The following is a 24,263-nucleotide window of genomic DNA, read 5'->3' on the forward strand; positions in this document are numbered from 1 at the left end:
GGTTATGCCTCGCCTACCGAATCTTCCGTAATCACCTCGTTAATCAAATCTGCCTTGACCAAATCAAGCCCAATTAAATTGGCAATTTGGGTCAACTGCTCATCAATCCGGCGATTTAACTCGTCACGCTGTTCATGAAACGTGCGGATGGTATCTTCGGGACTTAAGACTTCTTCTTCAATGGTCGGATAGCCACACAAATCGAGGTCATACGTCACCTTGGTTTCGGTGATAGTCTCGGTACTACCATCTTTTTTGGTGACCAATTTTTCATCGGTGATCTCGGTTTTAAGCTCCTTTGGGGTAAATGCTTTGGCCTTATAAGTATCAGTTTGTGTGTCTTTGATCTCCACACGGTTTTGCCACCAGTCGATTGCCTCAGCAAAATGCTCAATCTTCATCGGTTTGGTTTTGGAAAAATGTTTTTGCTCGGCTGGCATGTCGAGACGATAAAACCAAACTTGCTCAGTTTTTTTGCTATTATCAAAAAATAATACGTTGGTGGTGATACTGGTATAAGGTGCAAACACGCTCGCTGGCAAGCGGATAATCGTATGGAGATTAAAATCCTCAATTAAGCGTTTTTTAATTGCTGATTTTGCCCCATCGGTACCAAATAGAAAGCCGTCAGGAATAACCATCGCACAGCGTCCGCCACCGTCTTGGATTTTTTTGAGGCGATACATTGCTACCGACATAAACAAATCAGCGGTTTCTGAGGATTGAAGCTCGTTTGGAAAGTTATTTTTAATGTTTTCGCCTTCTGTGCCACCGTAGGGTGGATTCATAATGACAATATCGAAGCGTTCATTATCCTCCAATTCACGCACATTACGCTCTAGGGCATTACCGTGATAAATCTGCGGATTGTCGATATCGTGCAGAAGCATATTGGTGACAGCGAGCATATAAGGTAGCGGTTTTTTCTCGATGCCATATACGCTGGCTCGTAGTTGGTGTTGCTGGGTAATGGTTTTGGCTTTTGGGGTCAAATGCTTTAACGTTGAGGTTAGAAAGCCACCGGTACCGCAAGCGAAATCTGCTACCTGTTCGCCCAATGTTGGGTCAATCATTTGCACAATAAAATCGGTTACTGCCCTTGGGGTATAAAACTCGCCAGCATTACCGGCACTTTGCAAGCTTTTGAGAATGGTCTCATAAATTTCACCAAACGCATGACGGTCGCCGTAGTCCTCAAAGTTGATATCGTTGATTTCATTAATCACTTGACGTAGCAAGATACCATCTTTCATAAAATTATTGGCATCTTCAAACATCGTCGGCACAATAGCTTGACGGGGCGTTGTTTTATCAGTAATTGGTATGTTTTTTAACGTCGGTATGACATCGTTATTAATAAAATTGAGCAGCGCATCACCGGTGGGTGCTTTACCGTCTTTGTTATCGACCGCCCAATTTCGCCAACGCATATTTTCCGGGATGATAGATTGATATTCTTCCTCGGTATCTTCAAGCTCCCATTCTTGTTCTTTGCTATCGTAAATCTTTAAAAATAAAAGCCATACCATCTGCTCAATACGCTGGGCATCACCATTAATACCGCTATCACCACGCATAATATTTTGAATACTTTTAACAAAACTACCAATACTCATAAAACAACCTATTGTTGGAAAAATTTATAAAATAACGCTGACTATGCCGCTGAATCAAAACCATACAACATGGCTTGTAATTGTTTAATCGCTTGTTTATAGCCTAGCTTGCCGCCAAACTCTTTGACAATTTGCACTTGCGTACCAATGCTATCAAATGGCTTGGTTTTCAATACAATCATATCTTCAAAAGGCTTGATACCTTCGTCTTTATATTTATCAAGCAAAGCATTTAGTACCTTTTGGCAGGTTTCATCATATTGATGCAGATAGCCACGCTTTTTAACTTGATTGGCTCGTTCGGCTCGGCTTAATGGGGGTTTATCATAGGCAATATGCAGTATCAAATCAAATGGGTCTAAATCATGCCTACCTGCCAAATCTTCTAACACTTCAAAAAATACGCCGTTGTTTTCAAGCTCGTCGATGATGGCTTGTTTCTTATCAGCATCTTGCCAAGCATGGATAAAATCATCAAGACTGGCATATTCCTGCAAAATGTTGCGGCGGCTGTAGTCTTTTAGACTTTCGGTAACCAATTTGCCATTGGCGTCATAAAATTGCACATGTTCTTTGCTAATCTCAATCGGAACGCCTTTGACATAAACTTTGCGTGGTGGCGGTGGTTGGGGTGGATCAAATATTGGTGGCTCGCCTGTTGTTCCACCAGTGGGTTCATCATTAGGTGGCTGCCCCTCCCCTTTCTCACCTTCATCTTCGCCTTTATCATCACCACTATTAGGCGGTACTTCAATAATTTGCACTGGCTCACCATCAAAGTTTGGATCGGCAAATAACTTGGTCACATTGCGAAAATCCATAATGGTAAAAAACAGCTTACCGTGTTTTTCATTAAGCCGTGTGCCACGACCAATAATTTGCTTAAATTCAGTCATCGAACCAATATTACTATCAAGAACAATCAACTTGCAGGTTTTGCAATCTACACCTGTGGTCATTAACTTGGAGGTGGTAACAATGGTTGGGAAGGTTTCATTGACATCAATAAAGTTATCGAGTTGGTCTTTGCCTTCTTTATTATCGCCTGTGATACGCATAACGTACTTAGGATGATCTTTAACGATATCAGTGTTTTCATTGACCATCGCTTGTCGCATCCGCTCGGCATGTTCGATATCAACACAAAATATGATGGTCTTGGCATAGCGGTCATTGTCTTTTAACCATCGGGTAATACGCTTGGCAACCGTAATTTCACGCTCATTTAGCACGATGTTTCGGTCAAAATCTTTGATATTATATTCTCTATCTTCGACCAATTTTCCTTCGATATCTCTCGTTCCTGCTTCGGGTCGCCAGCCCTCAAGATCTTTATTGAGTAACACACGCATAACTTTGTAGGGAGCCAAAAAGCCGTCCTGGATGCCTTGTTTTAAACTATAAGTATAAATAGGTTCACCAAAATAGTAGGTACTACTCGCCTCTTTGGTTTCGGTAGGCGTGGCGGTCAATCCCAAATGAGTTGCTGTACTAAAATAATCAAGTACACGCCGCCATAGTGATTCCTCTTTGGCACTGCCACGATGACACTCATCGACGATAATTAAATCAAAAAACTCGGGCTTAAACTGGCGGAACGGTTCCTCGCCTTCCTCGCCAGCCAACTGTTGATAAAGGCTCATATAAATTTCATACGAGCTATCAAGGTCTTTGCCTTGCACTTTGGTAATGATTTTTTCAAACGGCTTAAAATCATTTTGCATGGTTTGGTCAATTAGGATGTTACGGTCAGCAAGAAACAATATTTTCTTTTTTATCCCGGTTTGCATCAATCGCCAAATAATTTGAAAGGCAGTGTAAGTCTTGCCTGTCCCTGTGGCCATCACCAACAAAATACGGTCTTGTCCCTTAGCGACTGCCTGTACCGTCCTATCAATCACAATGCGTTGATAATAGCGCGGCTTTATGTTTTTGAAACGGTCAAAATAGTAAGGCTGCTTAATAACCTGTTCTTGTATAGGGGACAGCTTTTTAGCATTCGCATAGCGTTGCCATAACTGCTCAGGCGTAGGAAATTCATCCATTGTTAGATTGGTTTCTTTACCTGTCAATAAATCACGTTCAACGAAGCCGTAACCGTTGGAGGAATAAGCAAATGGAACATCAAGAATCGACGCATAATCAATCGCTTGCTGCAAACCATCACCCACACTTTTATAGCCTTTTTTGGCTTCGACGATGGCTAATGGGGTTATCAAATTGGCAGCTGTGAGAAGGTAGTCACATTTTTTGCCCTGACCACGCTTAACGATATTGTTTTGTACTAAAACTTGACCATCGGTAAAATAATATTCCGTGAAAATCTGCTCTGTTTTCCACTGTGCTTTCATTAACGCTGGGTCAATATGACGCAAGCGCATATCACTTTCGCTTAAAACTCGCATAGCTGTTGCTAACCTGTAGGTTCTCTTAGTCAATTTGAACTTAAGATAGCATATTAAATATTTTTTTGCTAAAAACTACATCATAGTAAGGATTAAGAAATATCAAACCATATTTCCAGCACTTACCTATTAAATCTGATATTCTTTGATTTTGTTCTCTAAATCACTTTGAATAATTAAAGGAAGTTTATGAAAAAACTATTTAGTTTATTAACTTTATCCATTATTAGTGTTTCATCATTTGCCAATCAAAATATTGCCAATGATAAGCAGATGGATAAATATTTAACAGGCTATGCTAAAGAAGCCGCTCAATATCAAACATGCGGTGAATACGATATGGTAGATATTGCAAATGTAGGTATTTATTTTGATGAAGTTGTTACGCCAGCTTATTCAAAAATTCTAAGCAAACGGTACGGATCAGAAAGCAAAGCGGCAAAGGCAATAGTTAATCGTCTTGATAAAATGACTAAAGCTGAACAAAAAAAGCTGATTGCGTCAGGTGTTCCAAGTGGTATGTGCGAAAATCTTTTAAACTCACACAACAAATAAATTAACCCCTCAACAAGGAGGGGTTAATTAATGAAAATATAATTTTTTGGTTAACCAAGTATCGCTTTCAAGAAATTCATACCAGTAATACTTGATAGTACGTCATTGACCCAAAAGAAATTAAACGCCAATGCACCAAAAACGAAGAAACCCAATACCCTACCCATCCCTTGATTGCTTGTACCCTGAGATATTTGCCACCAGGTCACAAAACCACGATAGAAAGCTAATAAGCCTATTAAAGCCATCAAACTTTGAATTAGCCCTTTGGTGAGGCTTTGTATTTGGCTGGCTGTGGGATCAGGATTATAGCTTCCCACGCTATAGTTCTGAACAGCGTCGGTTGAGCCTGTTAAAATCGCACTAAATAATGTGGCTGGCAAAAGGTTTAATGCCAGGACGAATAATGCCCCGGCAATAAATAGCTGAAACCAGGCACTCGCCATCGTCGGTTGCGCCTGTGATGGAAATAGCTTATTCATTTGGCCATTGCTATGAGCCGTTGTTAAACCCCATATATTAAGCAAGGCAATTATCGTCCAAACCACTGCCACCGCCATTATAAAATAGCGCAAGAATACAAATAAGTAGCCTAACGAGGCTACTACATTGTAGAGTATTAAAAAAGCATTGGGTGTATTCATCTTTATTTTTTAACTCAAAAATGGTTTATTTGCGCGTGACCATAACAATGCCGGTATCTTCTTTTAACTCAGCGACGCGTAATTCAGTATTTGGGATAACAGACCCCACTTCTAATGAGTATAACGCACCTGTTTTGGTGTCTCGTACCCAAGCTCTGCCACCTACCATCGCCTCTGTGCGTAGGCCAGTTGATTTTGGCAGCATGGTAGCGCGTAGTCTTTCATTCGCTGTTGGGCTATCTTCAAGCTTTTGAATGATATGGGTCATACCTTTCTCTTGCTGCGCTAATTGTTTTTTCAAATCAGCATTTTCAACTTGTAAGTTATGGTTCCAGTCACGAAGATTTTGGATTAATGACATATAGCGTTGACGCTGCTCCTCTGTCATATCAATGACTTTGGGTTCAACTTTTTGATTTTGTTCTTTCGCTGGAGCTGGCAAGCTGATGATGCCATTGTTTAACTGAGTGGCAATATCTTGAGCGGTTTGGTTCTCGATAGCTAAGATATCATTCGGGTCACTGATAGCGACACGGTTACCGGCCACTGGATCAAGATGATAAATTTGTTGATAAGCCCCTCGTGGCTCAGTGGGGTATTCCTGCATTAATTTAGCTTTCTGACTTTCACGAATACCATTAACCACCGTAAAGTATTCAGGTGAATTAGGGGTCATTTGTGTGCCGCTTGGTGAAACTAAAATGCCACCCTGATTGTATGGCGAGCTATCAATCGCTTTTTTAATAGATTCATCAACAAGGCTATCAAAAGGCTGTGGCTGAAAATACCAACCGTTTGGGTTGTTTTCAAAACTCGCTAAATACGGCGGTGGCTGTGTTGTCACAGGTTCCGGTACTGACGCAACCATTGTGGCATCTTTGGCCGGTGCTTTCTTTTTGGAATTATCTGCTGGCATTAACAAGAAGATGGCTAACCCAATAAACAGCAATATAAAACCTGCCCCTACACCATAAATGATGTAGTTCATTGTTTTTTCTTGCTTACTAGGCTCTTTAACCGCCTTTAAATCCGTTGTTTTAGTGTTAACTACCGTTTCTTTAACTTTGGGTTTACTTGGATCAGTATTGATAGAATTAGCTGTCATGTCGCTTCCTTAATATAACTTATTGCTGTCTTGCTGTATTGGATGTTCGCGAACTGTTTAAGTTTAGCGACGCCGTACTAGCGGTTGTGTCAACGTTGGAAACCAATGTCATACTTAACGGTGTACCCTGTCGAATAATGTACGTTGGTTGACGATTAGCAAATACACCGATGTCTTGATTTAACCGCCCAGCTAGTGACGATAGTATTTGTCCTCGGACTTGTTTAGCGTCTGCCCCTCCCCTCGAAACAATGACCGTACCTTCATCCGTGGTACGTGTTGTAGTGTTTGACTCAGCATAAGCATTGCCGTAACCCTCAATCCCTGCTTGCGCCAAGGCTGTTAGATAGTTTTGGAAGTAGTGACGATCTACTTTACTTGCTACCCCACCACTATTTGAAAGTGTTAAAGCAATGGCATTAATGGGTATAAGTGACTGGCGTGGGTTTTTTGGTTGTAATGCAGTAAACGAAACGCCTATGTTTCTGCCCTGCGGCTCAATCTGACCAAACACTTTTGACCCGTTAAACACACCACCAACCACCTGCGCTGTCACGGTAGAACCGTTGTCGGAGTTTACTGTATTGGTTACGACGACAGGAAAGCTTGTACCGGCCCGAATAATATTTTTTGGGAGCAAATTACTCGCTGTTGATTTAGCATTGGCATTGGTTGATAAGCTGTTGGAGCCGTAAAGTCCATTACCAGTAACCGTAGATGGCTGTGCATAATTGCGATTAGCTGCGTTATATTTTTGACCGTATATTTGGGCAGTATAATTGTTACTAGCATTATTACTTGCCGTCAGCATTTGGATTGACTGGTTTAGGGCATTTTTTGCTACCGCTTGTCGGCTCTGTGCTAAAGCCGCTGCTTGTTGCTGATATTGCGACCGCTGTTCGGCCAACCTTGCTTGTTGTGCATTGCGCTCAGTGGTATAAGCGTCATAGTCTGCGCCAAGCGACTTCTGTATATTCTCATAAACAAGGTCGGGTTGTGGCTGTGACTGCCCCTGAGACTGACCATTGTTATTTTGCGATTGGGCTTGCTGAGAACCTGAGTTATTTTGATTTTCAGCTTGCATCGCTCGCTGCAATCGTTGTTCGTAATCATCGGGTTTGATCGTGATACCACCTGCGATATAAGTCAACACCTCGCCGCCCCGAGTATCTTTAGGTTGATATATCGAGCTATCAGACAGTGGTTCTTGGTAATATTGCATACGCTCACCATTGGCTGCCTGACTATTGGCATATAGTAAGCGTTCATTGTCAGGTATTTTATTAATATCTGCGGTTCGATAATTAACACCGCGATATTTTTCGGCAATTTCAGTAGCCGATACGTTAGAAATGCCACCTGTTGCTTGTGTGGCACTAGCTGGCATGGTCGCTAATGAAGGTGCATTTGTTACCCCTTGAGCGGCTAATTCAGATGCTTCACCTTGGCGGCGACGCATATCATAACGAGCTTGTTGCTCATTTAGTGGCGCGTTAGGGTCGGTCTTAAGCTCAACACCTGCTTCACCGCTATCAGTGTCACTTAATTTTTTGCTATCGCCGGTGAAGGCATAAGACAACCCACCAATGATTGCAAGCGTCATAACACCACCAGCAAACAGCATTATGCGTGACTTAGGGTTTGCTAAAACAGCTGGCAATGAATTAACCTTAGCCGCTCTAACCTCAGGCTCCACATATAATTCGTCGCCAGGCTTTTGATTAATGCTAGTACCCTTTACTGGCATCGGCACGTTAATATCATAAATACTTTCATCAATAGCTGGGATATCAGCTTGTGTGTTATGGGTAGGACGATAGGTATCTGTCGTAGTGCTAGGCTCAATAGACTCAGTAGGATGGTTAAATGAGGGGGCGTCGCCAACAATCGGTTCAGTTGATGGCGTGGTGTATGTCATTGATTTTAAATTCTCGAAGTTCTGTTTTTTCTCAACTTCTTGCATTATTTGCCTAGATTTATCATAGTCAGGCATACCTATCGCGGATAAGCCTTTTACAGGACCATAAATATCACCTGAACCTTCGATATCATCTTCAAACTCTCGATTACTGTTAGCCATATTTTATCTCTCGTAATAAGGTAAAGAATTTTGCTCAAAGGACACGGTTACAGGTTGCCCTCGACGTTGTAAAAAGGTGATGTCATTAACGCCTTGGTCAAAACGATAGATTTTTGTGCCGTCAGAACTTGCCGCTCTATACATGAAATTTGGATATAAAACATCAAAACGCGTTTTAACATATAACTTATCGTTGTATTCCCAGCCTCTAACTGCGCTATCGGAAGAAGTTAGAGGGGTGGCATCGTTAGGTGGATTACCGTCTAAAAACGCGAGTGCAATGGCATCTTGGTCGGGCGTACTTGCAAGACTATTACCGGAAATAGCAGCAAACGGCGATACGGATGATTGATCAACATCCGGATTTTTACCTGCAATCTTGGCATCTAATCTGATATCAACTTCGCTTTGACCTGAGGCTACAAGAAAAATAACAGGCGTTGCTTTGCCTCTTAATGTGATTGAAACCGTACCATAGTCAATCGCTTGTTTTGGCTCTAATGTAAGAATATTGGTCAGATTGGCTTTAGGATCGCTATTGCCGCTTGAGTTAATGCCATTGGCATTTTGTGAGGCTGTATAGCCATTATCATCGTTTATATTGCTTGAAGCTCGATTGGCTGGCGTTAGGTTGGACCCAGTTGTGGTGTCGGCAGCTGCCTGAACAGCTTGGGTGTTTGCCTGGGCTGCTGCAATGGTACTTTGTGAGTTAGCGTCAGAAAATTGATTGCGGTTTAATGCTACCTTTTCGATATACCAAGGATTACCCTCCATGTCGGTAAATACAATCGAAGTTAGCATATTTTTTGCAACACGCACGATTGGGGGTGTTTTACCAGGCGATAAATCGACAGCTAATGAACGAACCACTGGGTTTGGTAATTGGTTATAAGGCGTGGCAGCAATTCGTTGCTGCTCAAGCAATAAGGTTTTAAGCTGCTGGAATTGCTGAGGCGTTAAGTTTGAGCCTAAGTATTCATTGACCTCATTATTCACCATTGTCCTAGTGCTTGGAGCAACGAACGGCTGAATATCCATTGGGGTCTGATTTAGAATGGGCGATTGTGTTTGTTGTGAAAAAGATTGCGCCTGACCTGAATAATTCGACATATCCATCGTATTCGGTGGTAGGGGTGCAGCTGTAACACGTACCGCTGCTATCGCTGTTAACAGTGCAAGTAAATGTTTTTTCATAGGGGTTCCATTGAATAAATAGGTAGGATGCTTGAAGCTTTATCTTGGCGATTCAGTAGGGATAAGTGTCACGGACGTAATACCCAATCCTCTTGGATTGATGGCCGATGCGGTATCTGCCAATACGCGAACCGTGGCAATATAGTATTGTTGGCTAACTGGTTGTTTACCACCTGAATAAACATCAATAACCATTGGATAGCGAACAATCCAAAATGGTTGACCTAAATTGTTTACCCCTGTCTGTTCAATTTTTGCCGCGCCTAATATGCCAGCATTAATCGTTAATGCTTGATTTTTCACCGTCTCAACCATTGGTTGAATGGCTGTGACTGTATCTTTGCGGCCGGATGGTGTGTAGTATCTTCCAAGTACATCATCTACATGCGACATATAATTCACATAGCTAAAGCTATATAGCCCTACTACCCCATCCTTAGCAAAATCAGCAATAGCTACATCGGTTAAGTTGGGATTTTTGGTTGGTTCAACAGCACAGATCGCCTTATTGTCTTTTGTAGCGATATAACGGTTTTTTGGATAAAACATAAAAACCACCAACATGGCGACTAATAAAACGGTTAATGCTAAAACCACTAGCACCAAACGCATAATTTGTTTTCGCTGACCAGCGACGTACTCTACTAGCTGGGTATTCTCGCGAGTAAGAGACGCTGCTCCTTGCTGTGCGCTAAAAATTAAGGCGGTAATCTGTTCATTATCTAGCTGCTGTGACATTATTTTTTCCTATTGATATTGATACGGTTCTACACTTTCATTTCCGACTACGCAGCTGTGATAAGTGCCGTCATCGAGATATACATTCTCATATTTAGTAAAAAAAAGTAGCTTAATAATTCCCAAAAATATGCAAGTACAAAGAAACATAATTATATAACTAAAAAATGTTATAATTTTTGCATTTATAGCACGTTGTTTTTTTAAGATATCCGGCTGGACTAGGAAATCCGTATCAATTTTTCGCCACTTGCTATTTGGGTCATTATGCGGTGTTTCAGGGACATACAACCATATTTTATCTTCATCTTTGGTGTTTTTTTTGTCCTTAATAAGTCTAAGCATCGCTTAAATTTCCTACTGAAAGTATCATTGAATATATTATGATATTTTCTATTAAAAATCACTTGAAATTATTATTTTTAATTAGTTATGCGTGAATTTATTACAAACTATCGCTCGGATTTTTCATTAAATGCCAAACAAACTTTGGCTAATACACAGGCTTCAACGGTCCAGTCCTATCTTGCACGTTTTCAAGGTATTACTGGTCTTTTGCCAAATAGAAACTTATATGGGAAGTTGGATGAAAAAATTGCTCAGATACGTCGCAAACGAATAGATGGCAAGATTAAGAGCAATACGGTAAGACAGTACAAAGCATCGTTATGTTTTGGCCTATCTTTGGTGGCCTATGAGGAAGAATACGGCATTAGTCCTTTAATTAAGGCGAGCTTGACCTACAAAGAAGCTAATGAGCTGTATGACAAAATGGTGGCGATTACCAATGATGAAACAGCCAAGCTTATAACCTCAAGAGATATTAAGGCGCATGCAGAAGCTAATACCAGTACGATGAAGTTGAAGGCTGTACCAAGTGGATTTATTGAAGCATTTACCGAAATTTGTAAGCTACCTAATGATTACCGGTATGCTAAGGAAAGCCTTAAGTTTTTACAGGCAAATGTGATTGTGGGATTAAGGCCAGCAGAATGGTTTGATACTCAGATATTATCAATCGACGAGCTAGAATTGACCGAACATTTTAAAAAGCAGAAGGATATTACCGCAAAGGTTTTTCTTGGCGAGGATATACAGACTGGCGAGATATACTTATGCTTGAAAAATTTTAAAAATTCACAGGGCCGAGCCTGTGGCGATTATAGATATATTTGCCTTGACCATCTAAGTCAAAGAGAACTTGGTCTAATCACTGATTGGATCAAACTGAGTAATAGCTATGTTGAGTCCCTTGGTATTTTTAGCCCAAATGATTACTACAAACGATTTATGACCAAGCTTCAAGATACAATTCGGTATATGGAAAATAATGAGCAAAGTCTTGCTAAAATTTTACAAGCAAATTTTGTGAAAAGACGCGCTGATTATAATGCCAACCAAAAGAAAGCGAATGCTAAGATGAAGCTGTACCGGGGTAAACCGCCAATCAAACAGCAAGTGAGCCTCTACTCTACTCGTCACCAAGCCATTGCCAATGCAAAGTTTGCAGGGTTTAGCGACCTACAAATTGCCGCAATTTTTGGCCATTCAAGTACATCCACTGCTCGACGACACTATGGCAAAGTTGGATCAGCAAGTGGACGATCAAAACTCTCTCCCCACCCCATCAATATGAAACAAGTGGTATTAAAATCAAATCTAATCGAAAAACAAGCTAAATTGGTTAAGGAAGTTGCTCCTAACCCATCTATCAAACAGAACAATGGGCCTTCGCCATTCGAGTGACAGCAAGTAATTGCATAGTATAACAATACATTGTATGTTGCATTTGATAAACTGTTACCTCAATCAAACGAACTACCCTTGGATTTTTACGGTTTTAAGTTTAATAACGTCAAGCCCATCTATATTGACAATATACTAACGATGCCCTAATAATCGACAAATAATGAACAAACAATTAATTATCAGTCTAAAAATGTTTTTAATGTTTAGTATCTTCTAGGTTATCAGGCGAAGCCATATTCACAAAAATTGGCGCAAGAAACTTCAATTTAAATTGTTTACGACCTTCTCCATAGCGGTAACAATGCCAATGCGCTTGGCGTATGTGAGGTTTCATTGAAACTAAAGTAGGCGAACCTAGCTCAAGTTGACGTTTAAAACCCCTAATTTCACCGCCTAACCTTCGACCGACATGAAATATGCTAGGTTTATCAGGAGCAATAAAGCGTTTAGTCTTAGGTTGAACTGATGGCAATCGTCTTAAATAATCTAAATCAACATCATGCCCCAAATTATCTTCAATTTGGGGGCTTTCTACACACAGTAATAATAAAAGGCTTAAATATAGCCGAGAATTGTTAATGTGCATATCCCATATATCAGGACGTAAGTTTTTAACTTGCTTCTCATCAAGTATGCGTGACGAGCCGTAATGTAAACTTTCAAGTAGGTTATATTGGCTATCTATGATAAAAAAAGAAGTTGGCATGTAATTTTTAATATTGGTTGTTTTATCTATCTCGTCTTGACTGATATGCGGATAAATCAATACCCAAACTTTACTATCCATATAAACTTTATATGCCCAAAATCCATGACATTTTAAAAGCTGAATGCTACCGTCCGGCATAGACAAATTTAAGTGATGGTCTTTTAGTTTGATGTAAACTGCCCATGCTGGCAGGTTGTTGAAGATCAATGAAGGTGTTTCATAAGGCAGTGGTGAATGCTGAACTTGCTCAAACAAGTCGGTGTCAATTTCATAAATGTGTGGTTTTAAACGCCATGTCGCAAACATGGCTAATGAAAAGGCGTCTTTGCCAGCTAACGGATTGTCAGTATTTTGTCCTAATGTTAAAGTTCCATCCCCGTTACGCCTCATATTATATTTATGTGCAATGTAGCCCATTAGAAAAGACATGTCTATATAGGCTTGATCCTCTTTCAACTTTTCTTCTTTACGCAATAAGTAGTTTTTCGATAATAAATTAAAATCTAATTTACGGTCTGAAAACATCCGATTAACCCTGTGCATAAATTCAAACGGATCATCATCCATTGATTCTCTATTCAACATATCGCTCTCTTTCCATGCGTTAAATTCAAATCGCCCAAAACTTCATCATAAGCAACAAAGTTACGATAAAAGCCGATAATGTGATCACACCGCTTAAATTCTTATAATACTCAGTCAATGAGAAGCTTAGTAAATGTTGGGTAGAGTTTTTAGCCTCATACTTAAACTCGCCAGTTGAACTTTTTTTAGCAGTCCGCAATTTTGGTCGCAGGTTTGCCGCAGCAACCTGACGATGATTGGCTTTCGAGCTTCTGCTACGGATAGAGGAATATGCGTCAGAAAACTTATCGACAGGTACATACTGCTCACCCTCATAATAGCCCTGATAGCATGTTTTCATAGTGTCATTAGTCATTTTTTATCTCTTATAATTATGATGTCTTTACATAACCTACTAGAATATCAGTGTTAGGTGCATATTTGAACGCATATAACCAGGCCTCTTGATAGCTTGGAAAAACATAGATACCATCGCCCATATCACTGTTTGGGTCAGTCCCATCTTTTAGCATAGTTGTCAAATTCACTTCATTTTTTGAAATAAAGCGGCCCTTATCGTGATTCTTAATGATGACAAATTTATCATACACGCCAGCTGTGGCAGTCATCATAATGCGTTTATTTTCATCAAAATATTTGGCACTTTCACCAATCGTTTGAAGATAGCGTGAAATTGCGATACGTGCATCAATGTGAATGTTCAGACTATTACATACCACATTAATCAAAAAATAATTATTCTTTGTATCGCACTCTATGATTAGCTGAGCATCATTGAGCCGGATATGTTTCTTGTTATAACTGACAACCTGATACTCAAGCTCAGGGTCATTAAATTCCTCTGAAAAATATCCTGCTTCTAAACCCTTTTGAATGATACGAGACACTTCGGCGGTTGCTTTGAAATGATCCTTGCAATGGTCTATATCTTCATCCAAAACCAAGCTTAATACGTCAAGGTAATCAAACTTGTGCTTTTCAAATAATTTACGCTGGGCAGTAACAATAAATGATTGTTTTGCTTGTTCGCGCAACATGGCCAACGTCTTATCAACAAACACTATTTTTGATGGATAAATACTACTTTTCTTGCCAGTAAAATATTCATCGGTTTTTTCGTCAAACTCAGAAGGTTTGTCATGTTGGGACTGTATTAAATATGGTACTTTAACCTTGTCTTTGCCAATAACAAAATCCGTCAGAGATTGAAAAGCTTGAAACTCAAAATCGTCATCTGATAAGTGACCTTTAAATAGATAATGAGGAGTTGACAAATGTGTGTTATCAAGAACTTGCTCAATCTCAAAAATTGGTGTCATTATTTGCTTCCGACTAACTGATGTACCCAGCTTTAACTTGTAGTTTTTCGAGGATTTACCTACTAAAACTAAATTAATTTACGTTAAAAAACATTATATATATTACATATTGCTTTATCAATATAATATATATTCGCTATATACACTCAAATTAACTGGAGTATCTATGAACAACAATCGCGTATTATGTCTTAAATCTGTGAACAAAATATTGGTGAGTTAAGGGCCATAATATGACAATCAAAGAAAGTCGCCCTACGCTCTTATTATCAGCAATTAAATCAAAATATCCTTCTGTTGAGTCCTATATTGATTACGTGCGTCAACATAAGGGGAAGCTTTTTCAAAACTGGAATACGTTTTGCTATATGTCTGAACAAGGCTGGCGGCAGGTATTAAATAATTATGAAGAAGCTCAACAATCAATGATCCCTGACACCGAATTTTTATCGGTTTTCATCGCTTCTACTTGGGACACAAGCAAAAGTATTTACAAATTTAGACGACCGTTATTTGAGCAATTACTGATTTCAAACATGCCTGAAAATTTGCCAAGTAGTATTTTATTAAAATTACGTGAATATAGTGCCTATATCGACACGTATGACTATTCAATTAATGGAGTTAGATGCTATGGCTTTTATGCTTATATCATTCAAGATACCATAAAAAACACTTTAGCCTTGCAACTTGCATTTGATACTGAGAAGGGGCTAATGACCATTAGCTTGCCAATCAGTCGCGATGATCATGTAACTGTAAAAGATAGCATAGGCAGTATTGAATTGGGTGCATTAAACAGTAACTTAGCCTGTTCTTCTCGCCAGCAGCTCATAGTCTTACTAACACCATTTATTAATATGGTTCTATATACAATAAGTTCTAATGCTGTTTTTAAATCCCTAGATCGCGCTGGTACACCGAGTCGTACAAAGATTAGCCGTGGGTCCCATTCTAGAGAATTATTAAAAGCACAAAATATTACTGAGTGGTTATTGGGCAGTGAATATCATAAACAATTAAACTTGCCTCTTGAACAAAGAGAACCTGGACGATTTAACTTAAAGTATAAGCTAAATTATCAAGGTCGTAATATAAAATATATCTATTGGAAGGGAAGATAATTTGACAGTTAAGAAAAAGGCTTGCGTGATGCAAGCCTTTTAGTTTTTAGCAATTAATTCACGAGTGCTTATTTTGGAGAAATTGGCGGAGGCTGTCAAAGCGTCGATCATACGCCTGTTCTGAAAGTTTTTCGTTAAGTAATTCCAACTGTGTCTCATCTAACGAAATGCTATCTAATAACCCAACAAATAACTCAACAATTTCAACTGACGGCTGTTTAACCGGCTGGCTTGATGTCGAGGTTGTAGATGCAGCACTCTTATTGTTAACAGCGGTGTCAGCTGACTTATCCTGAGCCTTGAGTACAAAGTCGTCTTGCTGGGTGGTTTTCGCACTTACTGCGCCAACTTCGTCTGCATCTATACTTTCAGATGATTGATCTCTTTGACTTTCGGCTGTTTCAATAGGCGTATTAGCCAACTTACTTTCAGTTCCTTGGGTTGGGGTATCATCCTCCTCCCCTTTCAACTTTTTAGTTAATTCACGAACCTTTATCTGAGAGATATCACCCTGGGTATGCTCAATAAACTTATTTACTTCCTCAGGATGTTCTTTAGTCAGGGTAGCAAGCGTTCTCGCTGCTTCCACCGATTTAATTTTACCATCGTTAATTGCTTTTTTAACAAGCTCAGGCGAATCTTGCAAGCCAAGATGACGTGAAACCCAAGTTTCACTCTTGCCAATTTTTTGAGCAATGCTTCGATTAGTTTCACCATTATCAAGATAAATCTTTAATTGATTGGCGATATCTAATGGGTTTAAATCTTCACGCTGGATGTTTTCAATTAGTCGTCCGAACGAGTTAATATTAATATCTAAAAAGGCAGGGATTTCAGTCAAACCAGCGAGCTTTGATGCACGTAACCGACGGTGACCATGATTGATAATGTATTCACCTTCAATCGTGTCATGAGGTCGCAATGATATCGGCGATATAACGCCATTTTGTTTGATACTTTCTGCCAATTCATCTAACGTCTCATCATTAAATTCTTTGCGAGCATTATCTTTATCTTCGTGGATTTTGCTAATATCAAATTTATTGACTGTATCAACATGTGGCTTATTTAAAAGCTGTCCGGCTTTCAAACCTGCTAATGACTTTGATAAATTACCTAGGCTCATTTCTTATCTCCTATCATTCTATTAACGATATCAGTAAATACTGGCCGTGATTTTGCAGCAACCTTTCTAGCTGCGTGTTCTTGAATTTCCCAAACTGGTAAGTTTAATGCAGATGTGTCAGCGAATGCTTGACGTTCCAATAACATTAAATCATTCGGGTATAGCAAGTGGTTATATTCATTTTTTAACTCAGCCAAAATGCTTAACTGTCGATTATTATTTTTATTAACGCGTGACGGTAGCAGACCCAAAAATAATAAATTAGGGTTGTAGTCGTCTTTAATATTATTCATAGTAGTGATCAAATTTATCGCACCTTGAACAGAATAGGTACTCAATTCGATTGGTGACAATACATAATCAGCTACAACCATTGCGGCAATTTGACTGATAGCAAGCGTAGGCGGCGTATCAATCACGCAGATATCAAATTTATCATCAAGCTTTTGCAAATTATTTGCCCAAACAGCAATATCAATATCAGGATTTCCTAAAACAGAGGCCAGGTCATTAGTTGAATAAAGTAACCCAAAGCGTTGGTCATCAAATGCTGATAAATCTGAGTTTTCTTCAAATAGTGAGACTGTTGGTAAGCTTGCAGCATTACCCATTTGCTCTTGGTTATTCTCCAAATAATGCTCAAAGAATAATGACGAGTTGGCTTGGGTATCAATATCAATAAATAAAACTTTATGCCCCATTTTATAAGCTTGCAAAGCAATGTGAACGGCAATGGTTGTCTTACCTACCCCACCCTTTTGATTAGATATTGCTAATTTTTTCATATTAATCTTGTCCTTTCTTACTGTTTCTTAACTCATAGATGGTTTTGATGGTATTTAATACTTGCTGTGCATACGGTGCAATTTCGGCTGGCATCTTCACAGTAAACTCTACTGAATCAGAACACTCAACCTCACTGAAAACACGTACACAAATATTTTTTACCCTTTGATAGCTCATTTTGTTTTTTGCTGCAACTTCCTTGATATCTAATCCGGCCACTAAAACATCATAAGCAACTTGTCTTGCTTTGTCCCTTATTCGTGTTTTTTGGCATGCCGTATTAAACTCTTTGTCAGATACAACGCCCATTAAATCACTGGATTTAACCATGTTGATAACCTTTAATATGTTGCTCGCATAAATATAATAGCCCACATGAACTATTTTGACAATTAAAATTTAATGTTTTTAAAATATTTTATAATGTTCTGGATTTAAAATAAATTTTTAAAGGGATATGAGATATAAAATATAGAAAAATTGGTGACTCTCCAATATAAGGTAAAAAGTTTGCGTCGACGCAAACTTAAGCAAACATTTGTTAGATATATTATGACTTATCATTTAAGAGATTTAGTTATATAATCAATAATAATCATATATTATTTAATTTATTCCTTTAAAAGTTTGCGTCGACGCAAACTTAAGTCAACAATATTTTATAAATAGGATAATCAATGAAAGTAGCGTTAATATCATTGGCTGTAGTCACTACTATTACGGTTGTAGGATGTAAACAGGATATTGATACGGTCAAAGATAAAGTTGCTGCGGTATCGCAAAACGAAAGCATACAGCAAATAACTAAGCAAACAGGTAAATATATAACTTCTAACTTGCCAGCAAGCTCTTTAACGACTGAACAAGGCTTTAATCAAACGATAGAGTTACCACACAATAAATTCGATATAACTGTTAGTGATGGCGATACTATCTCTTTTAAGATTATGGGGCAACGAGTACGTGTCAGATTGCTAGGTATTGATGCCCCGGAAAAAGCACAGTCTTATGGAATACAAAGTCGTGAAGCACTAAAAAACTGTATAGCCAATGGTAATGGCCAAGTACATTATAATAAAAAGGATGGTTATGGCCGTGTTCTAGGCATCGTGGAAGTTAATCGAGTTAATTGCAATATTGAGCAAGTGTTAGGTGGTCATGCGTGGTTTTATGAGCAATATGCCAATGAAGTCCCTTACTCTATGCGAACGAAATTAGCTGCCGGGCAATCGGCTGCTAGACAAAAAGGTATCGGTTTGTGGCATGAAACAAATCCCCAAGCTCCTTGGGTCTGGCGTAAACTTAAAAAATAGTATTTATGCGGAGGAATCTATAAAAATTACAGTAAAATTAATAACTCATAGGTTTACAACGTTTGTTTTGTTTTTTAAAATGTTGAAAACCAATTATCATTTTTCTTTATCCAACATATTATTTATAACTCTGCACACGACAAAAAATCAGCACCAACCAATTTTCATGGGTTTGGGGGTTAAAAAACTGACCAACTGTCGAAATACGGCTTTATCATTGTTCAACAACACCAAACGCAAGCCCTCAATCAACAAATCCAAGCCTAATGCAAATAAACTGGCCTGAGGGCGACCGTTTGACTTGGGCTTACGTTTTAATGGTCTTTGCTTATCATGATGAATACCGACATGATAAGCCCAACAAAACGCTAAAGCATTGACTGCCACTAACTTACTCACCCTATCCATCTTAGTCAAATGCGTCTCTTCAAGATTAAAACCACGACCTTTAAGACAAGCAAATAAACTCTCAATCTCCCAACGCTTAGCATAAATTGTCATCGCATCAAGGGTTTGTAGCTGATTGGTTGCTACAATCACTAAACCATGGTCTTTATCACGTTTGGCAAATACTCGGACAGCACAGCCATCGACTATCAATATCCGTCCATGTCGATAGGTTTCTTTGTGGGAGACATGACGCAATAAGTCTTTAATCTGTACCAGTTTGCCGTGATGGTTCACAACTTTGCTGTTTTTCTTAATACGGATGGCAAAGGGTATGTGATGCGCTGTTAGCCAGTTAAACCATAACTCACCAACAAATTCTCTGTCTGCCAGTATCATCTCAATATTGTCTTTACCAAACTGCTTGATAAAGCGTTCAATGAGTTCGGCTCGCTCAAGGTGGTTTGTGTTACCCCGTTTGTCTAGCATGTCCCAGTACAGTGGTATGGCAATGCCCTTATAGACCACCCCTAGCATAAATATGTTGATGTTGCTTTTCCCCCATTTCCAGTTGGTGCGGTCAATGGTAAGGGTGACTTTGCTAAGTCCAAATAGCCGATATATCAATATGGCTAGTTGGTCATAGTCGATGACAGCACTGGCGATAAATCGCTGTAGCCTGCGGTAGTGACTGTCCGTCTTGCCACTATTAGGTAGGTGCCTTGCTATTTTTTTTTAGATTACTGCTTTGGGCGGTAATCAGGGCGATTATCATGAGGCTTAAACAGGTAATTCTTGCCTTGTTCATTGTAAGATTTTGCGTTAATATTTCACTGAGTCTGTTAAGGTTTGGCATAATGGTGGTTCGTGAGAAAAATTGTTATTATGCCATTGCTTTAACAGACTTTTTCGTTTTTTTGTCGTGTGCTGAGCAGAAATTTATATCCAATGTTCAACACGGCCTAATTTTAACCTGCCATTCATAAAAGGAATTTATTATGGTAATAATCAGCCATAAAAAAAACACAGTTAATAATCTTCGTCATTCAAAAGAGTTGTTATTACTTTGTAGCAGTATGCTACTAATAGCTTGTAGCTCAGCACCTGCGCGTACAGGAACAGTGACTAGTGTAAGCGGTGATAATCGCGCCCCTACGACCGCTACCATCAAAGCTAATAGTCAGGTCGCCAAACAATTAAACCTTAACGATCAGCAAGATTTCACAGACGCGCGTCGCGGACTTATCGCCAGTCCTAAAGATTTGAAAATCCCATCCTCTAAAGACGCCTCGAAGAACGTCTGGAATATGAGTGCTTATGATTTTATAGAAGGTGAGGCTCCTGCTACAGTCAATCCTAGCCTGTGGCGACAAGCTCAGCTCAATAATATTCAAGGACTATTCGAGGTAACACCAGGTATTTATCAAGTTCGCGGTTTTGATTTATCTAACATGACGTTAATCAAAGGCGATAGTGGCTGGATTATTATTGATACGATGACCTCAAAAGAAACCGCGCGCTATGCTTATGACTTCGCTATGCAGCATCTAGCTAAGCGCTATCCGAATACAACCAACGTCAGTGCTATTTTATTTACGCATAGTCATGTTGATCACTTCGGCGGAGTATTAGGCATTGTTAGTCAGCAAGATATTGAGCGTAAGAAAATTCCAATTATTGCACCTGCTGGGTTTATAGAAGAAGCGACCAGCGAAAATATCATTGCTGGTAATGCTATGCTACGCCGCGCCGTTTACATGTACGGCAAAGACTTGGCGCGTGATGAATTCGGTCATATCGATACTGGCTTAGGAAAGAGCCCAGCTTTTGGAGAGGTCAGTATTACCAAGCCTACGGTATTAATTGATCGCACTCCTACTAAACTAAATATAGATGGCGTCAAGTTCGAGTTTCAGTACACGCCTGAGTCAGAAGCTCCAGCAGAACTAACCTTCTATCTACCAGAATACAAGGCTTTTGGCGGTGCAGAATTGGTGTCACGAAATATGCATAATCTGTATACGCTACGCGGTGCAAAGGTACGTGATGCTTTGAAATGGAGCGGTTATATAGAAGAGGCGCGTAATATATTTGGTGATGCCGATATCTATTTCGGTAGTCATCATTGGCCTATGTGGGGGCAAGACAATATTCAGAAATTCTTAAAGCAACAGCGCGATACTTATAAATTTATTCACGATCAGAGCGTGCGCCGTATGAATAAAGGTATGACACCAGGCGAGATCGCTGAAGATATTACTTTGCCTACTAGTTTGTCGCAGGAATTCTATAATCGCGAGTATTATGGCACAGTAAAACATAATGCACGTGCTGTCTACCAAGGTTATTTAGGATGGTACGATGGTAATCCTGCCCATTTAGATCCGTTACCTGATCCACAACGTGCTACCGCTTACGTCGATCTAGCTGGTGGTAGTAATAATGTATTATTAAAAGCGCAAAAAGCCTTTGATGAGGATAACTATCGCTGGGCCGCTGAGCTATTGAATCATTTGGTATCGGTTGAACCCAAAAACATAGTAGCGCGCGAGCTGCTAGCGCGTAGCTATGATCAATTAGGCTATCAAGCGGAATCAGGACCGTGGCGTGATGTTTATTTGACCGGTGCTTTAGAGTTACGTCAAGGAACATCCAACACCAGCGTGAATCTTGCCGCTACTAAAGACCTATTATTACAAACGCCAGTCTCTAACTTTTTCGATACTTTAGCTGTGCGTTTAAAATCAGAAGATGCAGCTAATAAAGACACTAAGATAGTGATTAATTTTACGGATCTAAATGAAAGCCATCTCTTATGGATTGAGAACTCAGTGCTCCATCATCGTTTAGTTGATGATTCTAAGCCAGTAGAAGAGAAGGTTAATGCTACGTTGAATTTACCTCATGCTATGTTTGTCGATTTATTAGTAGGTGAAACAGATTTTAAAGGTATGTTGTTATCTAAAGAGTCTAAGGTTGACGGTAATCCACTTGGCTTGATAGGCTTCTTTAGATTGTTTGAGAAGCCTAATTCTTCATTTGGTATAGTGTTGCCAGATGAGTAAGGCAGCTTGTTTTCGACTATAACTATTAAGGCCTTGCTAACAGCAAGGCCTTAATAGTTATATATATTTTCTCTGCACACGACAAAAAATCAGCACCAACCAATTTTCATGGGTTTGGGGGTTAAAAAACTGACCAACTGTCGAAATACGGCTTTATCATTGTTCAACAACACCAAACGCAAGCCCTCAATCAACAAATCCAAGCCTAATGCAAATAAACTGGCCTGAGGGCGACCGTTTGACTTGGGCTTACGTTTTAATGGTCTTTGCTTATCATGATGAATACCGACATGATAAGCCCAACAAAACGCTAAAGCATTGACTGCCACTAACTTACTCACCCTATCCATCTTAGTCAAATGCGTCTCTTCAAGATTAAAACCACGACCTTTAAGACAAGCAAATAAACTCTCAATCTCCCAACGCTTAGCATAAATTGTCATCGCATCAAGGGTTTGTAGCTGATTGGTTGCTACAATCACTAAACCATGGTCTTTATCACGTTTGGCAAATACTCGGACAGCACAGCCATCGACTATCAATATCCGTCCATGTCGATAGGTTTCTTTGTGGGAGACATGACGCAATAAGTCTTTAATCTGTACCAGTTTGCCGTGATGGTTCACAACTTTGCTGTTTTTCTTAATACGGATGGCAAAGGGTATGTGATGCGCTGTTAGCCAGTTAAACCATAACTCACCAACAAATTCTCTGTCTGCCAGTATCATCTCAATATTGTCTTTACCAAACTGCTTGATAAAGCGTTCAATGAGTTCGGCTCGCTCAAGGTGGTTTGTGTTACCCCGTTTGTCTAGCATGTCCCAGTACAGTGGTATGGCAATGCCCTTATAGACCACCCCTAGCATAAATATGTTGATGTTGCTTTTCCCCCATTTCCAGTTGGTGCGGTCAATGGTAAGGGTGACTTTGCTAAGTCCAAATAGCCGATATATCAATATGGCTAGTTGGTCATAGTCGATGACAGCACTGGCGATAAATCGCTGTAGCCTGCGGTAGTGACTGTCCGTCTTGCCACTATTAGGTAGGTGCCTTGCTATTTTTTTTTAGATTACTGCTTTGGGCGGTAATCAGGGCGATTATCATGAGGCTTAAACAGGTAATTCTTGCCTTGTTCATTGTAAGATTTTGCGTTAATATTTCACTGAGTCTGTTAAGGTTTGGCATAATGGTGGTTCGTGAGAAAAATTGTTATTATGCCATTGCTTTAACAGACTTTTTCGTTTTTTTGTCGTGTGCTGAGTATTTATAAAGACTATTATGACAAATTTTGATACTGAACAGACCATCACAATCCCAAAGAAAACCAAGAAAGCAAAAGTCAAACAAGAGCGAGTTGCTCTTAATTTGAGCGTACCTAAAGAAATAAAAGAATGGGTATGCGTACATGCAAAAAATTCCCAGCATTCATTGTCACAATTAATGGTCAAGTTAATCATACAAGAACAAGAACGCGTTGCGCGTGAAGCAAAATTAAAACAAATACGTGATCAAAATGAAATCGAGCTGATGACTGATTACAAACAAATTCGATTACAGCAAATGCTTGCATTGGAATTAAATGGATTATAAGTTTGACATAATAAAACCCGATACAATGTATCGGGTTTTTTAATCGCTCTTGAGACAAACTGTGCCACTCACAATAACCAATCAAAAGAAAATAGTAAAACAAAAATCAATAAGCTAAAAGCTTGTAGCAACCTCATTGACATTGCATGAAGATTAAACTCCATCAACTTATA

21 protein-coding genes are annotated in these 24,263 nt (G+C 39.4%); 6 read left to right on the forward strand and 15 right to left on the reverse strand.

The window, feature by feature from the left end:
- Positions 1 to 2 precede the first annotated feature (2 nt).
- Both RTJ53_RS07990 and hsdR read right to left on the reverse strand, forming a co-directional pair.
- Positions 3 to 1,616, reverse strand: a complete 1,614-nt coding sequence (locus RTJ53_RS07990; protein WP_312276561.1) for a class I SAM-dependent DNA methyltransferase — start codon at positions 1,614 to 1,616, stop codon at positions 3 to 5.
- Between the two features lie 41 nt (positions 1,617 to 1,657).
- The gene (gene hsdR, locus RTJ53_RS07995; protein ID WP_312276562.1) at positions 1,658 to 4,021 is read right to left on the reverse strand and encodes an EcoAI/FtnUII family type I restriction enzme subunit R; all 2,364 of its coding nucleotides are present in this window, start codon (positions 4,019 to 4,021) and stop codon (positions 1,658 to 1,660) included.
- A gap of 189 nt (positions 4,022 to 4,210) precedes the next feature.
- On the opposite strand from hsdR, the gene RTJ53_RS08000 reads away from it, so the two are divergent.
- Positions 4,211 to 4,576, forward strand: coding sequence for a hypothetical protein (locus tag RTJ53_RS08000; RefSeq protein WP_128681458.1), 366 nt, complete (start codon positions 4,211 to 4,213; stop codon positions 4,574 to 4,576).
- A 50-nt stretch (positions 4,577 to 4,626) separates the two neighbouring features.
- On the opposite strand, the gene RTJ53_RS08005 is transcribed toward RTJ53_RS08000, so the two are convergent.
- Genes RTJ53_RS08005 through RTJ53_RS08025 form a run of 5 tightly spaced genes read right to left on the reverse strand, consistent with a single transcriptional unit; the run spans position 4,627 to position 10,337 of the window.
- A complete protein-coding gene (locus RTJ53_RS08005; RefSeq protein ID WP_128681459.1) occupies positions 4,627 to 5,220 on the reverse strand; it encodes a hypothetical protein in 594 nt (197 codons plus the stop codon).
- Between the two features lie 25 nt (positions 5,221 to 5,245).
- Positions 5,246 to 6,325, reverse strand: coding sequence for a hypothetical protein (locus RTJ53_RS08010; RefSeq protein WP_138018271.1), 1,080 nt, complete (start codon positions 6,323 to 6,325; stop codon positions 5,246 to 5,248).
- A gap of 19 nt (positions 6,326 to 6,344) precedes the next feature.
- Entirely contained in the window at positions 6,345 to 8,405 is a 2,061-nt protein-coding gene (locus tag RTJ53_RS08015; protein ID WP_312276563.1) for a DotG/IcmE/VirB10 family type IV secretion system protein, read from the reverse strand.
- Positions 8,406 to 8,408: 3 nt separating this feature from the next.
- Positions 8,409 to 9,599, reverse strand: a complete 1,191-nt coding sequence (locus tag RTJ53_RS08020; protein ID WP_312276564.1) for a DotH/IcmK family type IV secretion protein — start codon at positions 9,597 to 9,599, stop codon at positions 8,409 to 8,411.
- A gap of 39 nt (positions 9,600 to 9,638) precedes the next feature.
- The gene (locus RTJ53_RS08025) at positions 9,639 to 10,337 is read right to left on the reverse strand and encodes a DotI/IcmL family type IV secretion protein (protein WP_128681463.1); all 699 of its coding nucleotides are present in this window, start codon (positions 10,335 to 10,337) and stop codon (positions 9,639 to 9,641) included.
- Between the two features lie 432 nt (positions 10,338 to 10,769).
- On the opposite strand from RTJ53_RS08025, the gene RTJ53_RS08030 reads away from it, so the two are divergent.
- Positions 10,770 to 12,083, forward strand: a complete 1,314-nt coding sequence (locus RTJ53_RS08030; RefSeq protein ID WP_138018274.1) for a site-specific integrase — start codon at positions 10,770 to 10,772, stop codon at positions 12,081 to 12,083.
- 199 nt (positions 12,084 to 12,282) lie between these two features.
- Here the strand turns inward: RTJ53_RS08030 and RTJ53_RS08035 are convergent, their stop codons facing one another.
- From RTJ53_RS08035 to RTJ53_RS08045, 3 genes are read right to left on the reverse strand one after another with little or no spacing between them, the layout of a single operon-like run.
- A complete protein-coding gene (locus tag RTJ53_RS08035) occupies positions 12,283 to 13,362 on the reverse strand; it encodes an AcrVA2 family anti-CRISPR protein (RefSeq protein ID WP_312276565.1) in 1,080 nt (359 codons plus the stop codon).
- 43 nt (positions 13,363 to 13,405) lie between these two features.
- Positions 13,406 to 13,735: a hypothetical protein gene (locus tag RTJ53_RS08040; RefSeq protein ID WP_128681466.1), complete on the reverse strand. Its 330-nt coding sequence runs from the start codon at positions 13,733 to 13,735 to the stop codon at positions 13,406 to 13,408.
- A 16-nt stretch (positions 13,736 to 13,751) separates the two neighbouring features.
- Positions 13,752 to 14,699, reverse strand: a complete 948-nt coding sequence (locus RTJ53_RS08045; protein WP_312276566.1) for a hypothetical protein — start codon at positions 14,697 to 14,699, stop codon at positions 13,752 to 13,754.
- 233 nt (positions 14,700 to 14,932) lie between these two features.
- Here RTJ53_RS08045 and RTJ53_RS08050 point away from each other — a divergent pair, with 233 nt between their 5' ends.
- The gene (locus RTJ53_RS08050) at positions 14,933 to 15,823 is read left to right on the forward strand and encodes an AcrVA2 family anti-CRISPR protein (RefSeq protein ID WP_312276567.1); all 891 of its coding nucleotides are present in this window, start codon (positions 14,933 to 14,935) and stop codon (positions 15,821 to 15,823) included.
- Between the two features lie 58 nt (positions 15,824 to 15,881).
- On the opposite strand, the gene RTJ53_RS08055 is transcribed toward RTJ53_RS08050, so the two are convergent.
- The 3 genes from RTJ53_RS08055 to RTJ53_RS08065 are packed head-to-tail and all read right to left on the reverse strand — an operon-like array spanning position 15,882 to position 18,065.
- Positions 15,882 to 16,949: a ParB/RepB/Spo0J family partition protein gene (locus RTJ53_RS08055; protein ID WP_312276568.1), complete on the reverse strand. Its 1,068-nt coding sequence runs from the start codon at positions 16,947 to 16,949 to the stop codon at positions 15,882 to 15,884.
- Positions 16,946 to 17,734: a ParA family protein gene (locus tag RTJ53_RS08060; RefSeq protein ID WP_312276569.1), complete on the reverse strand. Its 789-nt coding sequence runs from the start codon at positions 17,732 to 17,734 to the stop codon at positions 16,946 to 16,948. The genes RTJ53_RS08055 and RTJ53_RS08060 overlap by 4 nt, the downstream gene beginning before the upstream one ends.
- Before the next feature lies 1 nt (position 17,735).
- A complete protein-coding gene (locus RTJ53_RS08065) occupies positions 17,736 to 18,065 on the reverse strand; it encodes a hypothetical protein (RefSeq protein ID WP_312276570.1) in 330 nt (109 codons plus the stop codon).
- Positions 18,066 to 18,412: 347 nt separating this feature from the next.
- On the opposite strand from RTJ53_RS08065, the gene RTJ53_RS08070 reads away from it, so the two are divergent.
- On the forward strand, positions 18,413 to 19,048 hold the full coding sequence (locus RTJ53_RS08070; protein WP_312276571.1) for a thermonuclease family protein: 636 nt from the start codon (positions 18,413 to 18,415) through the stop codon (positions 19,046 to 19,048).
- A gap of 147 nt (positions 19,049 to 19,195) precedes the next feature.
- Here the strand turns inward: RTJ53_RS08070 and RTJ53_RS08075 are convergent, their stop codons facing one another.
- Entirely contained in the window at positions 19,196 to 20,164 is a 969-nt protein-coding gene (locus tag RTJ53_RS08075; protein ID WP_115304568.1) for an IS4 family transposase, read from the reverse strand.
- Between the two features lie 269 nt (positions 20,165 to 20,433).
- Between RTJ53_RS08075 and RTJ53_RS08080 the strand changes: the two genes are divergently transcribed.
- The gene (locus tag RTJ53_RS08080) at positions 20,434 to 22,500 is read left to right on the forward strand and encodes an alkyl/aryl-sulfatase (RefSeq protein WP_052024207.1); all 2,067 of its coding nucleotides are present in this window, start codon (positions 20,434 to 20,436) and stop codon (positions 22,498 to 22,500) included.
- A gap of 89 nt (positions 22,501 to 22,589) precedes the next feature.
- Here RTJ53_RS08080 and RTJ53_RS08085 read toward each other — a convergent pair whose 3' ends face one another.
- The gene (locus RTJ53_RS08085; protein WP_115304568.1) at positions 22,590 to 23,558 is read right to left on the reverse strand and encodes an IS4 family transposase; all 969 of its coding nucleotides are present in this window, start codon (positions 23,556 to 23,558) and stop codon (positions 22,590 to 22,592) included.
- A 220-nt stretch (positions 23,559 to 23,778) separates the two neighbouring features.
- On the opposite strand from RTJ53_RS08085, the gene RTJ53_RS08090 reads away from it, so the two are divergent.
- Positions 23,779 to 24,090 (forward strand): hypothetical protein, encoded by a 312-nt coding sequence (locus RTJ53_RS08090; RefSeq protein WP_312276572.1) that lies wholly within the window; start codon positions 23,779 to 23,781, stop codon positions 24,088 to 24,090.
- Positions 24,091 to 24,263 lie beyond the last annotated feature (173 nt).

It is taken from the genome of Moraxella sp. CTOTU46711 (assembly GCF_031975715.1).
Lineage (GTDB): Bacteria > Pseudomonadota > Gammaproteobacteria > Pseudomonadales > Moraxellaceae > Faucicola.